Annotated in this window: 6 protein-coding genes; 2 read left to right on the top strand and 4 right to left on the bottom strand. The window is 52.7% G+C overall.

The window, feature by feature from the left end; translation table 11 throughout:
* Window positions 1–382: 382 nt before the first annotated feature.
* Window positions 383–1282: a PfkB family carbohydrate kinase gene (locus P8N76_04355; GenBank protein MDG2380882.1), complete on the top strand. Its 900-nt coding sequence runs from the start codon at window positions 383–385 to the stop codon at window positions 1280–1282.
* A 62-nt stretch (window positions 1283–1344) separates the two neighbouring features.
* Here the strand turns inward: P8N76_04355 and P8N76_04360 are convergent, their stop codons facing one another.
* The 4 genes from P8N76_04360 to P8N76_04375 all read right to left on the bottom strand — a co-directional run bounded on the left by P8N76_04360 (window position 1345) and on the right by P8N76_04375 (window position 12058).
* On the bottom strand, window positions 1345–8235 hold the full coding sequence (locus tag P8N76_04360) for a lamin tail domain-containing protein (GenBank protein MDG2380883.1): 6891 nt from the start codon (window positions 8233–8235) through the stop codon (window positions 1345–1347).
* 429 nt (window positions 8236–8664) lie between these two features.
* Window positions 8665–9192: a hypothetical protein gene (locus tag P8N76_04365; GenBank protein ID MDG2380884.1), complete on the bottom strand. Its 528-nt coding sequence runs from the start codon at window positions 9190–9192 to the stop codon at window positions 8665–8667.
* 30 nt (window positions 9193–9222) lie between these two features.
* Window positions 9223–10005 (bottom strand): hypothetical protein, encoded by a 783-nt coding sequence (locus tag P8N76_04370; protein ID MDG2380885.1) that lies wholly within the window; start codon window positions 10003–10005, stop codon window positions 9223–9225.
* A gap of 34 nt (window positions 10006–10039) precedes the next feature.
* Complete coding sequence (locus P8N76_04375) at window positions 10040–12058, bottom strand: porin (GenBank protein MDG2380886.1); 2019 nt, start codon at window positions 12056–12058, stop codon at window positions 10040–10042.
* Window positions 12059–12574: 516 nt separating this feature from the next.
* Between P8N76_04375 and P8N76_04380 the strand changes: the two genes are divergently transcribed.
* Window positions 12575–13948: a TolC family protein gene (locus P8N76_04380; GenBank protein ID MDG2380887.1), complete on the top strand. Its 1374-nt coding sequence runs from the start codon at window positions 12575–12577 to the stop codon at window positions 13946–13948.
* Window positions 13949–14000: the final 52 nt, after the last annotated feature.

Consider the following 14000-nt stretch of genomic DNA (forward strand, 5'->3'; position numbering starts at 1 on the left):
ATCGTGGCCTATCAACCCGCGATCATACACGGCTTGTTCACAGTTGAAAAGACACGGTTGGCCGGAAATACGAGGATTGGGAGACTGACTGACTCGATAAGTGACTCCGATGCAGTTGCCTATTTGCCCCGCAAGTTGGTAGTTGGGCCTCTTTCCTGCAAAATCTCGAATTGTTGAGCCGACTGTGAAGGGGGCTGGAAACGGCTTGGAGCGGGGTGTCCTGGAGTTCTACAATGAAGATCAAGCTCAAACAGATGAGAAAACAAAGCTGGTTACTGGCTGAAGCAGCTAGGCGTGGCCTGAAAGTGGAAACGTCCCGCTGTTTTTGCTTACGGCAAGCTGTGGCTAAATCAGGGAATTCGACGGGGGAGAATTAATTGAGATGAGAGGCGCCTTAGTTGTCGGCCTTGGTTCGGTCGTTGTGGATCAGCAAATGTTTGTGGAGCGGTTTCCGATCGAAAACGAGAAGGAGCATGCCTTGCAAACCCGGCAGCAAATTGGCGGTCCTGTGCCAACTTCGCTCGTCTTACTGGCTCGATTCGGTACGGATTGCTATTTGATTGCACCCTGGGGTGACGACTTGCACGGTCAAGAGATCGAAGCCGATTTAAACAAGGAGGGCGTCGATTTTTCCAGCAGTTGTGCGGGTGGAGATCGCCGTACGGGTACCGCCCACGTTTGGATTTCGAATGGATCGGGTGATCGAACCATCGTGGCTCATCAATGCGACTGGAACGATTTGGCTTTATCAAGCGAGGATTTGGCCAGGTTGCGCGGCTGTCAGTTTTTGCACTTGGACGGCACGGGCGGAGAGTTGGCGGTGGAAGCCGCTCGTGTTGTACGCGAAAGTGGTGGCCGAGTTTTTATCGATGCGGGCTCTCCCAAAGCAGCGACGGCGAAGTTAATCGGGTTGGCGGACGTGATCAGTTTTCCAGAGCGATTTGCCAAGCAGTTTTTTGAAACAGATGATGTGGTGGCTGCCGGTGAAAAATTGCTCGAGCTTGGTGCCAAAGCCGCTATTTGCACTCAAGGTGAGCGAGGATCGCTGGTTTTTGAAACGCACCAGACCGTCAGGGTTTCTGCGATCGAAGTCGCGGCTATTGATTCAACCGGCGCCGGAGATGTGTTTTGTGGCGGGGTATTAGCTGGCTTGTTGGAAGGGCTCGAGTTAGAGCAGGCCTCGAAACTCGGTGCTGCCGCGGCCGCCCACAAGTGTCGGCATATCGGAAACCGAGATGGGTTGCCACGGCTCGCCGACGTGCGGGAAATTCTTGAATCATGACGGGCAAATGCGAATGAGCCATGCTACGGCTTACCGGTCTGCTCCGCGAAGCTTAATTCTGCTCAGTCTTTCAGCTCTCGCAGGATCCATGCTGCTTCGTTATCCATCGCATCATCTGATTCAGGTTCGATCGATGGTCGATTCGACCTTGCTTGATACTCATCCATCGACTGCAGCGCCAGATCAATCAAGCGGACCTCAGGTTCGACCGTTAAGAGTGGCTCACGGTCCGACTCCCGAGTTCGCAGACGACTTCGATGACTGGGAGGTGCGATGGCCGCCGAGATATCTGCCGCGGACAGGCGGGAGTCCGGGATCGCAGCAGTTGTATAACCACCGGCTTGGAATGCGACCACCAGGTCAGAAGTGTCAAATTCACCGTCGTTATTCCAATCGCCGGATGACCAGAGGGAATTACCGGCAACAGCATCTTGATATTGGCCTGCGGAAAATACGATCACGAAATCCAATGAGTTGAATTGTCCATCCAGGTTGGAGTCTCCTGGGGTGGTTCTGAGAATGTCATTGATCAGCATTGATAGATCGCGATCATCGACGATGCCATCCTCGGTCAAATCGAATCTCAAGTCGTTTGCTCGAATCCCCAGGCAGGCAAGATCGACATCTTGCACATCAACAACACCATCGCTATTGAAATCGACGTCGACGTTTGACGGAACAAAGCCGCCAGGAGATGGCTCACCTGCAATCCAGCTGGCCGCATCATTGCCAAATTGACGCGCATCGACGCGTTGGAGAGATTGCCCTCTATCGAGTTGAGGCCAGGGAGTGATGTGATCGTAGGTGACTTGGTCTTCCCAGAGACGTGGGATGAAATCAGGTTCCTCCAAGGGGGGCTGATCTGGCCGCTGTAGCTCGATTCGTTCTCCTTCGTTACCCAGTTGACCACTTAAGCCACCGACCAATCGGATGTTCTCACTGATGCCGTATTGGATCCGGAAGGCTCGAGTTTTCGCTTCATTTCCGACTTTCGTCGGCTTGAACGGAACAATCACCAAGGACTCGCCCGCCTGCAGTTGTTCATTCGTGGCGAATTCCCAATCGATTCCACCGCGTAGTCGCCAGTTCGTTAAATCAACAGTCGCTGATGTTGGATTGTTGATTTCGACAAATTCCAAATCATTGACGGTCAGCGTGGGGTCGGCCAGCAAAGCTTGGATCGTCGGTGTTTTGGGCGAATATTGGATTTCGCTGATCACGAGCGGACCGGTGCGCGTTGGGGAATTGGCCGTACCGAATGTTGTTTGTTGCAGAGGCGCAAGTCTGCCACTGCCATTGGGCACGCGTCCCATCGATTCGCCATTGGGGGTGGCACCAAAGTGAACGTCGTCGACGAAAGCGTCGATGACCGTCCCATTTTGTGATTGGCTCAACCAGACGTCGTCTCCATGGGCACCGCTTAAGGCAAAGTCGTCTGCCCCGGGATTCAGCGGCGTTGGGTTGAAATCCGCTTCAGTCAGGACGAGATATCCACCTGCTGCGATTACGGTGTTCGCTTGGATGCGGAACTTCAACAAATCATTTGCTGAGTCGCTGACGAACCAACCACCCACGTTGATGGGTTGATTCGTCGGATTGAACAGTTCAATCGAATCCGAGGCGGTGAGCGGCGGATCCGTGTGTGCCAACACTTCGTTGATCATGACGCCAATTTCAGCCGCTGGGGCCGTACCGGGAGAGCCGCCAATTTCAGTGCTGCTTCGCCATTGGTAATGCTTGCCGAATTGTGAAGGTGGCGTGGTCGCGGGACTGGCGAGTACCAGGGTTCCGCCGACTCCATCGGCGTTTTGCGGCCAAAGAATGCTGTCTTGGTATTCAAAATCAATGATGACTTCGCCATTCGCATTGAGCAGTTGTAGCGATTCCCCGCCGTTATTGAGTTTTCCTTTGAATTCTCCGAGGATCGGTATTGAGTTACCATAACGTAGACGAAATGCATCAGCGTCACGCACGACTAAACCATAATCGCCCGCATCGAGTTCGACTGTTGGGAAGGTGAATTCGACTCCGTCACCGATTCGTGATTGCAACAAATTGACGCTTCCGTTGCCCACATTCTGTAATTCAATGAACTCGAAATCGTCATTGTCCAGCGATGGGTCGATGGCCAGTTCCGTTTCGGTCGGATCGTGTGGGTTGTAGTTAAGCTCGGTGATTCGAACGGATGAAGCAATGTCATTCGTTGCCGTAGAAAGAATCGTGATCGTATCCGAGCGAATTAATTGACCTGCGAAATCATACGCTTCCAGGGTGATCGGATTTTCACCTTCGGACACCGGCAAGTTAACTTTCCAGTCGTCTTGGGACGTCCACGTTAATTCCAACGGGATTCCAGCCTGTTTCCAGATGATTTCGCGAACATCAATCCAGCCAGTCCCTGCTAAGGTTGCAACGTTGTCATTGACAGAAAAATCCCGACCTCCGTTCGTGGTGATGCGAAAGCTGACTTGCGGAATTGCGGACCGGGCTTCGGAATTGACGAGCGATACTCGATTTCCAACCAAGTTTGTTTCATTGTTGAAGCTCGATCCGGCAAGCTCTCCATAATGCTGAGCCCAACGACCGATGTAATCAGCGTTGAAGCCTCGCTGAGTTAAGTCCAGCAGATGCCCCCAGAAAAGTCTCGTGTTGGCCGGCAGGTTGCGGATTTCATCTAAACGGCTGGAACCTCCGTTGTAGATCAATGGCTCCGTTAAATTCGCGAGGTCGTAATCCCAGGCCAGGGGAATGATCTTGCGATCGCTTGGTCGTTCGTAAACGCGGAGGTTTTTTGGCCGCCGAAAACCGTAGGTGTCCCAGTTACCGAGGAACGCTTGAGTTGCGTAGTGCCGCATCCAAAGATCGACATCCATCGTTTCGTTGGTGGCTTCATACAGCTCATCGCCCGATTTGTGGATCGCTTGGGCCATCTCGACGAGGCGGCTGTAATCGTCCTTCGATCGGTTGTTCTTAATCAATAAATGACCGCGGTAAGCCTCTTGGTCCGTACCCCGATCGAGGATGTCGGGCGAACTGACGCCCGTTCCGCTTTTCAGTCCTTCTGGTGAAGGGTTAGGGTCAGTGGGATAGGTGACATCGTCGAGTTCCCACTTGGTCCCATCGCCTCCGTTTTTAAATTGCTCATCTAAGAACATGTCTTCGAATCGTGCCAGATTCAGAAGGATCGTCCGCGTGTGTCCCGAGTGAGGGGAGATCAGATAGGAAATGTCATCGTAGACACTCACACTGCTGCCACCGGTCCGATTGATCATTTGTTTGTAGACAATTTCTTCAATCCCATTCAGATCAAAGCGAAGTGAGTGATGCACTCCGTAGAAGGGCTGCTCAGGATTAAGTCGGATTTTGTAGCCACTATTGGGGCGAATGAAGCGGCTTCCGACCTGTCGGGCATCGACGTTGTAAAAAACGTCGGTCCCGTTATGGATGAGCGTGGCACCACGGTAGTTGTTGCTCATGCGATTAACTGACGAAAACAACGAGCGTTCGTCGCTCGACAGCATGATTAATTGAAACGTGTCAATTGCTCGAGTTGTCGAACTGCTGCCTCGTACCTGGTACAACGCCCGAGAATCAGCTCCCTCTGCCGGGTACAACGATTTAACGCCGCGATCGTCAGTTGCCTCAATGTAAAATTGCACAACGCGATTCGACGATTGGCCAGGAATTGAACCGCGATAGTTCCCGTCGCCCAAATGTGACATGGCAACCGTTTTCCAGCTCCCGCCATCGATGTTCCACCGCAGTTTTAACGAATCGACACCATGAGGATCGTCTGCGGTAACGGTCACGGTCGTCGGTTGATTGGGAGCAGGGATGATGGGCGAATGCCGTAAATTTTGAAAGGATGGTCCCAGGTTATTAACAAGCGTTGAATTCGTCAGCCCCGGAGTCCCATTGTCTTGTGGTGTATCTAGCTGAATTGTGTTGCCGATGCGCGTGAAGTACAAGCGGTTGTTGAATTGCCGATTTCCAGTCAGCCATTTCGCCCGGAATGAAATCGTGTATTCAGCGTTATTACGGATGCTTGTGTTGTTGACGAAGGTCGTTTCCACATGGTCGTGCACGTGCTGTTGTGCACCGTTGGCCACCACATGCAGCACCTTGTTGGTCGGGCTGTGCGGGTCAACAACCACTTGTCCGCTGTGCGTGCCGATCAATCGCCAATGATCGGGTGCAGCTCCAATTGCGTCATCCTCGAAGTCGCCATTTTGCATCAATTCACGACCGCTTTGAACCACCGAGATCTCGTCAATCAAGAATTCGCCCGCATCGAGTAGGCCGAAGATGAACTCGTTATACAAGGCATTCACTAAGTCAGCTCCAGTCACCTTACTGACTGAGTAAGTTTGCCACTGCGACTTGTCTGATTCATTGCTGGCGGCCCAGGACGCTCCTTTTGAATTGTCGGCAAAGGGGTCCTGCAGTTCGAGGCTTGAGCCGCCCCCATCCGCGAATTCTGGCCACTCGCCACGCTCGAGGTAATGCACTCGATCCGCCGGATTGTTGTTGTCATCAACTAGCAAGATGATTTCACCTGAATTTGCTAACGAACCTGAGAATTCGCCGGCAACTGTGGCAGCTGGGAACTCGGCCGCGAAAGCTTTCGCGTCTCTTGCGATCACGACGTATCCCTTGGCCGGGATTTGTGTGTTGGAGGCAAACGTAAAATTGACGCCTTCTTTGAGCTTCCATCCGCTGACATCGATCGGCTCGTCACTGCGATTATAGAGTTCGATCCATTCTTCGTCGGATTTGTTGAAGGGAATGCCCGGTGTGGCAGCTGTTAGTTCGCCCCGTACCACAATTTCGGCACCAAAGACAAAGTCACTGCTGTTGGTCGAACCCTGATGAAGTTCCGCCGAAAGGACATTGGTGCCGGCTTGTAAAAGATCAAGCGGAATTAAAATGGGGCTGCTGTAGGAGCCTTCATTGACCGTGTTGGATGCCAAGGTGGTCGATGAAACATTGCCACTTGGCATGTTGAATCGAGTCACTTCCGTGCCATTCAAATAAATGATGACACCGTCATCAATCACATGCCGAAGGACGATGTCTGATGCGGCTGTAAGATTTCCGTCAAACTGGAAGTTGGTTTGGAAGTAGTAGGTCGTCTGGCGATCGTCACTTGGATTGGTCAGTTGCGTCCTGAGAGGCTCTGGTAAGGTTTCATTTTCGTAGCCCAACAATCCACGGCCGGAAAACCATGTTTGGTTGTCGACATCATAAGATGTCTTGTACCAGCTGCGTCCCAGATTATCCCCTGACTGGTTGTAACGCCAGCTCGCGTCGATGGGCAGTAGCGTTGTGGTTTCAAAGGTGGCGGCCGTACCCGGTTGGCTCAGTTGAGGTTGCGCGTGATACATGATCTCGTTAATCACGATGTCGTCGGTCATCACAAAGTGGTTAACTGAGCCAGCTGTTGCCGTCGTCGGATAGAGCCAATCTTCATCGTGCACTTGAGAACGACCTCGTAAGCGATTCGTGACCTGTCGGGCGTCAATCAAGCTTTTTGGGTTGGGACGATAGAGAAACAATCGCTCGCCGTCGTCGGGATGGAAACCAAGCTCTTGTTCGGTAAGGCTGATCAGCCCGCCGACGGGCAAGGTTTCGGCGCCGAATGTGTAAGTGCCGCCTGTGAGCCCCGTCGCTTCAAGCGTGATACCGTTCAACTCAATTGCTTCACCGCTGTCGTTAGCAAGTTCAAGCCAGAAGAGACTCTCGTCGGCCGCCTGGATTTCGTTGAAGGCAATCGCCGCCGCACCTCCGCCTGGACCCTTGCCTGCGATTTCCTCAATGCCGACAATCTCGGGGAGAATCAGGAAGTCGCTGCTGGTCAGGCTTTGATTCAAGCCGTGAATCGCTAGGACGTTTTCCCCTTGCACAAGAGTATCGACAATGCCCGTGATGTCGTAGTCCGCGAATTGAACTGCCTCCCCATCACTGCGTGAGCCGTTTGCACCTGAATTCCATGTCACGGTTGCCGGTGCGTTGTCTTCAGCAACTTCCGTTCCGTTGATGTAGGCCACAAAACCGTCGTCGAATTTCATTCGCAGCGAAAGTGCGTCAAACTCAGCCGGATCTGAATCCAGTGAGAAGGGAATGCGGACATACGCGGTTTGATTGACATCATACATCGCGACCGCCCGTTGATTCTGGGGCGGATCCGCCAGATTAAGTCCAAACAGTGCGTCGTAGCCGGAGCTGCGTTCGTAACCGATTCCAGTGGATCCCTGGGTCCAGTCCGCATCGTCGAAGTTAATTTCAGTCCAGTCCAATCCCAGCGAATTGTCACTGGGCACATGAACGGTTGCGTCGACCCGACTACGCAATAATGTCGTTTGGCGAACGGAGCCATCTTCGAAAAAGTTTGCTGTACCCGGCGTGCCCCCTAGCTCAAGGCTAGTGGTCCAGTTTTTGGCATCTTCGCTCGAGGTCGTCTGCAGGAATTTTGCTAAGGTGGCGCCCGATCCATCCGGACCAACTGGCCAATCGCCTCGGTCGTTGTACGAGATGGAATTCATCAAACGAGCATCGTTGTTGTACAGCTTCAGGGAATCGCCCCCATTATCTAGTCGACCTGTAAAAGGGCCGAGTGCGTCGATCGGACCCGCAGCCGCTGCCAATTCACTTGGGTTTGCTGCCACCACGACGAACCCGTGACCCGGCACGACTGTGCCGTCGGGGAAGTCATAATTAACTCCACCTCGTAGGCTCCATTCGGAAATATCCATGTCAACTGACAGTTGGTTGTAAAGCTCGATCCATTCCAGCGTTTCGTCGGCTGCTGCTGGCGGGTGATACATCACTTCGTTGAAAACGACAGTGCTGTCCAGTACATAGCGAGGTTCGAGTTTTTCAAATTCATGAAAAGCTCTACGCGAAAGAGTGCTACTTGAGGAACGCCGAAGGCGATTCATCCGCTTGCGTTTCATGTCGATTACCGTCAACGAGAAAAGAATGTAGAGGTGAACCGGCGAACCGTTATCACACGCCGATGCGACGGCGGATCTGTCGAATGCTGTCGTCGTATCGCTGATTGGGCAGCTTGCCAAAGCCGGTCGTGGGAAGCGATTCAGTGGGCATCAGAATCGTGAGCGTATTCTCTCAATTCTAACAGAAGCCCCCAGTAATACGTCTGAGAAAGCCGGATTCCCGTACGGCGACAGCGATTTCGGCGGTGAAGCTCGATGTCACGAAATTAGAACATGTGATCGGTGAGAGATCGATCAGCAAACGTTACTGCCGAACCGGAGCAGTCCTGTTAGCAAGAAAGAGACTGGCCGGGGTGCTCGCTCGCACGCTCATGACTCCGGCCAGCGCGTTGCTTGGCCGGACGGAGTTTGAGTTGTTGTGAATTTTTTTTATTGCATCTCGAGAATCATTTTCAGGATTTGAACCGTGGCTTCATCCTGAGCACGAATGTATTGTCGATCGTTTAACCCACTCTCGTCGCCATTGGGGGTAGCAAATCGTGCTTCGAGGTACTTGATGATTTCAAGTTTGTTTTGAGCAGCAAGCAACTGCTTTTCGACGATCGATCGTAGTAGCTTCACCTTGCGTTCTGCTGCTTCGGAATTCAAATTTGCGATTTGGATTTCGAGGTTGGTTACTACTGCGTTCGGACGCAGCGTTTTCAAGGTGTCCAGGCTGAGACGCGCGATCTTCAATTCCTTCAACGCATCGGTATACGTTGTCGAAAGTCGAATCAGATCATCGGTTGGCGTTTCTAGTTGTTGCCATGATACGATGCCTGCCACCTCTTGCGCGTGGCAAGATGAACTGCAATGGGTCAGATTTGCGGTGACGATCGTCATCGCAAACGCTGGCAGACAGATGGCAAGTGACCGGCGCACAGTCACGAAAGCGGCGACCGTAGGGTTACGTGTCATCAAAATGTCCTTTCGACTTTCTTCGGATTGTTATTCTGTTTGTTGATCGTCTTGATCGTCTTGATCGTCTTGGTTCGGATCTGGTTCGGTTTTTCCGACGGGAGATAACAAATCAACTTTCGGAGTTGGTAAATCAGATACTCGATGGATCGGCTTCGTTTCAACGGCTGGAGGCGACGTAGCGGCTGGAGCGTTTAACCAGTGTACCTTAGCGGTGTTAATTTCGTCAGACTTTGTTTCTTTTGCTGGGTCTGTCCAGACGCCCAGACGAGGAACGGCTTCTTCGGCAGCTTTGTCAATCCAGTATATCTTTGCGCTTTCCGTCGCAGTTGTGGCCGAATCCGGCTTGGGAGCAGCCTGTAATTGCACGCCGGCCACATCGCCGTAGCAGCTGCATTTTTGGCATTCGGATTCAGCCAAATGGACCACCGTGGGTACATAACGAGCTTCTTTGAGCCGTAATAGGCGATTTCGAGGTCGTACTTGACTGCAGCGACAGTTGGGGGCTTGAGCACAGCAATCCGAGCAGCCGCGGCCCAGTCCACAGAATGATTTGCACCAACTGACGCAGGCAGGTTCCGTAGAAACCGACCATCTTTGGAGCTCAACAGTCCTCCGTGTTCGATGGGGGCGACAGATCATGCAGAGAGGACTCGTTTCGCAACATGCGTCTGCTTCGCAATCGCAGCCGTCGCAGTTCGCACCGTTGCTCGACTTAGCCGCAGTCAGCGGGGATAACAAGGCTCGAAGCTCTGCGGTTACGGGAGTCGCCCACAGTGAAGCGATCACAATACCAACCATCAGGATTCTCACGGTCGAACTCCTTTCGTGTTACAGGCTGCTTGGTCTAGAAATCTACCTGCATGCGTAGCGCGATAATGTCGCCACTTGCGTTGCCCGTGGTGACCCGTGCGGCGGGACTGTTGTGTGCCATTGGGTGGATCCAATTCATCATCACGCGACAGTTAGGATTCCAATACCAATTCACACCAACCGTCAGATCGTTTAGGTATTGCTCGTTGTAATCGGAGAAACTTAGGTAGGACCAACGTGTGGCCAATTCCCAAGCACCCCAGCCGGCACGGTGCCCATCCTTGGTTGGCACGATCCAAAAGTTCTCATAGGGAGTAACACGTCCGAAGGTGCCAAAGCGACGATTGTAGCTTCGTTGTTCGCCGGTTAAGAACCAACTGCCATAAACGTAGGCTCCGTACAAATTCGATTTCTCACCGCTGGTTTGGTTCCATCCTGTCCAGGTCATTTCACTTTGAATTGTCACTGGCCCGTTCACCAAGGCTAATTCAACATTCGCTGTTTGGTAATGCTGGGTGTTGGCAAGGCCCGTGTCGATGAGCGGATTTCCTCGACTGATTTCGGGTCGTGCCCAGAAGCGAACCGGTCGGTACGAACTGATCAGCGGGTTCGACCTGCTTCTTGGGCGACTGTACATATAGCCGAGTCCCGTGTGCAAGAAGCAACGATGCGATAGTTCATCATAAAACGGTGTACACGTCGTGCGGCCGACGATGCGAGCACCTTGATTGTCGTCGATGATTGCACCCCGATTGTCATTCAGATCGTCGAAAAACGCTCCCAGAGACCAAGTGAGATTTTCAGATGGGGATGCGTTGTAGGCGGCGACCCCCAGAGCTCGTGCCGGTAACAAGCGAGTTGGAAGGCTTCGTTCCATGAACGGAATAAAACGACTGCTGGTCGTGTTAGCGAGCCCGATCGGAACACGGAAATGACCGATCATGAGGTATCCCAGCATTGGTAAATCGCGGAGCCCAACAAAGGCATCTTTGACCTCAACGTCCAGTTCTGTTGCCTGGAAAAGGTCGTTCACGTCGGGTGCGAAACCGAGATCGAGTTGGTAATCGTAGACGCCGTAGCCTTCTCCGCTTGCAAACAGACGCAAACGTCGGAATTCGACATAATTGGGTTGACCAAACTCCTCATCACGAGCCCAGTTCACCCAATCGGTATCTATCCGACCACCCCAGGTGATCCGCTTGCCGCCGCCTCGAACGGTGATCCACTGCTCATCGGTGACGTCGATTCCAACTTCTGTTTCCTGGACAACTTTTCGTACTTGCTCGATCAGTCGCCGATTGTTGCCCTCTGGGTACAGATCAAGCACGCGCTTGTAATTCGGGTTGATCGGTTGCTGGTCTTTGATCGTGCCGTTGATCGCGGCCAGATATCCGCCTGTTGTCGTCGAACTCGGAAATCCAATTGCCCATTGTGGCGGCCCCGGCAAATTCTGGGTAACGCTCATGTCGGGTGTGAAAACTTGTTGATCAAGCGGGAGCCGTTCACCCTGTAGATAGGATGGTAATGGTGGTCGTTTAGGACCCGACGGGAGGCCCGCATCGGTAGCTCGCTCTGCCGAGATCTGCTGATGTTCCGTCGCTGTGGATTGGGGTTGGGATGCGAGATCACCGAGTTCATCCGACCGGATCGGCAATTTCGCAGCAACGAAGGTTGGTGTCGAAGGATCGCTTGTGGCCGTTGTGTCGGTTTCCGTCGTTTCGGTCCATTGAGGCAGTTTCGTGCCGCTCGCGCTTGGAAAGGCTGCGGGTTGCGGAGCAATCGGCGGCAATGGGCTCTCTTCTTGATTCGCTCCTGCGATGACAATCGGTGCCAGCTTGATCGGATCCAGCACGATCGGATCGGATAGTTCAAACGGTCTCGAGTTCGGCGGCTGTAAATTCGGCGGCTCCGTGGCGGATATCGTTGCATCACTTTGCGCCGGATTCAGGATGGGAGGTAGCCAATCTTCGGCCTGCAATGGTGTGCTTGCCAAGACTTGCGCGAAGACAATGAGACCGAAACTCATTGCACCGATTGCCTTCATCTTTGACATGTTATTCGCCAATGGTCATTCCCCCATCGTCTCAACGGCAGATTGCCGTACAACACGCTGTCCCGGAGCTACCAGGTATCACCGGCGAGCCAACGTGGTTTCATTGGCTAAGTATCGTGAAGTGACAGATCGCAGATTAGGCAAAGTTTTACAGTTACTCCGGAAATGCCGGATTTGACGAATATTTGCATGAGGCCGAGCTTTCCAAGCTGAGCTGGCGCAGACAGCAAACCCTGTAATCCCACTGGTTCTGACAGCTTAGGAGGCGGGCTAATGCTGCACCACTCCTGCCACCGATATAACTGTAACCCTTCCAAAAACTCACTTCACGATAGCACCTCTCAAAACACTTCCCTTTTTTCCTAATGACTCCTGTCCGGTCGGGTTTGAGACACTGAGATGTCGAAGTATTCGTGTTTTGCCAGCTGCTGGCACTCGTTGGCAACTTTGTTGGTACGGCTGCTTGTCTGACATACTCTCGAATTGGTTTCGTACCTGATCTTTGGCGAGCGTGTTATGCACCGAAAATCAGTCTTCGATTTCCGATGGACCTGTCTGTCGCTTGCTATTTGCCTAGGCGCGATTAGTGACGCCGCTGCACAGCCAAGGCCCACTGATTCGTCAGCGGCAATGCTGGGGAATCCCGAATTCCTGGTGCCCCCTGAACCGATTCAGCTGGACAATATGGGACCGTTACCACCGCTACCAGGATTTTCCCTGGTGGAAATAGAACAAGCAGCGCTTAACAATAGCCCCATTGTTGCCGAATCGTTGGCTCGACTTGACGCGGCACGTTGGAGAAGGTTGCAGGTTGGCCTGCGCAAAAATCCTACGTTAGGTTACATCGGGTCCGAGATTGGAGATGATGGTAAAGCTGGGCAGCAAGGAGCTTACCTGGGGCAAACCGTGATTCGCGGAAACAAACGCGGACTGAATCGGGCTGTCGTGACGGGTGAAATCGATCGACTAGGACTGGAATTGTCTGCAAATCGCCTTCGTGTCTTAACCGATGTCCGCATCAGCTTTTACAATCTTTTGGTTCTTCAAGAGCGGGAAAAAATACTCCTGCAGCTTGATCGAATTGCGGATAAAACGACGGCGACGGCGCGCAGCTTGTTTCATGCTCAGGAATCGCCCAAAACCGATTATTTACAAGCTCGAATTGAACAAGATCGTGTGGTCTTAGAACGGCAGGCAACCGCCGCCAGTAAACTAGCCGCCTGGCACCAATTGTTGGCACGAGTCGGCATCGATGGATTCCCTGACCTCAACCACACGCCACCCAAATTGGTCGGTACATTGAAGCCAGCCAAGCGGCTCATGAGTTGGGATGACGCATTGACTCAGGTGTTAGCCGAGCATCCTAGTATTGCCGCTGGGATCGCTCAGGTCGATCGTGCACGAGCAAAAGTACGACGAGCACGGGCTGAACCGATTTCAGATTTAAAAACGCAATTTGCCGTTCAATACGACAATGCGACGGGAAACACGTTTGCATCGATTAACGCTGGATTTGCAGTACCGGTCTGGGACCGTAATCAGGGAGGAATTGGTGCGGCGTGCGCTGAAGTTCGTCAGGCTCAAGCCCATGTTCGACACATTGAGCAGAGACTTCGCGAACGATTGGGCGTTGTGTATGCTCAGTACCAGGTGGCCCACACGCAGATTTTGCGTTTCCAAAACACCATTCTACCCCAGGCTCATGAAACCCAGGAATTGGTTGCCGAGGGCTATCGCCAAGGAGACTTGCGCTTCCTCGATTTCCTCACGGCACAACGAACCTACTATCAGTCCAATCTAAAATACCTGGAAGCACTTCAGGAGTATTGGACTTCCTCCCATCGACTAAACGGCTTACTGCTCGACGGAAGTCTGACGAAAGCGTTGTGAAAGGTCAATGATTTCAGCAGTTATCCAGCAGTCTTTGGTCATTTCGGTTTGG

This window comes from Pirellulaceae bacterium (assembly GCA_029243025.1).
In the GTDB taxonomy this organism is placed as follows: Bacteria; Planctomycetota; Planctomycetia; order Pirellulales; family Pirellulaceae.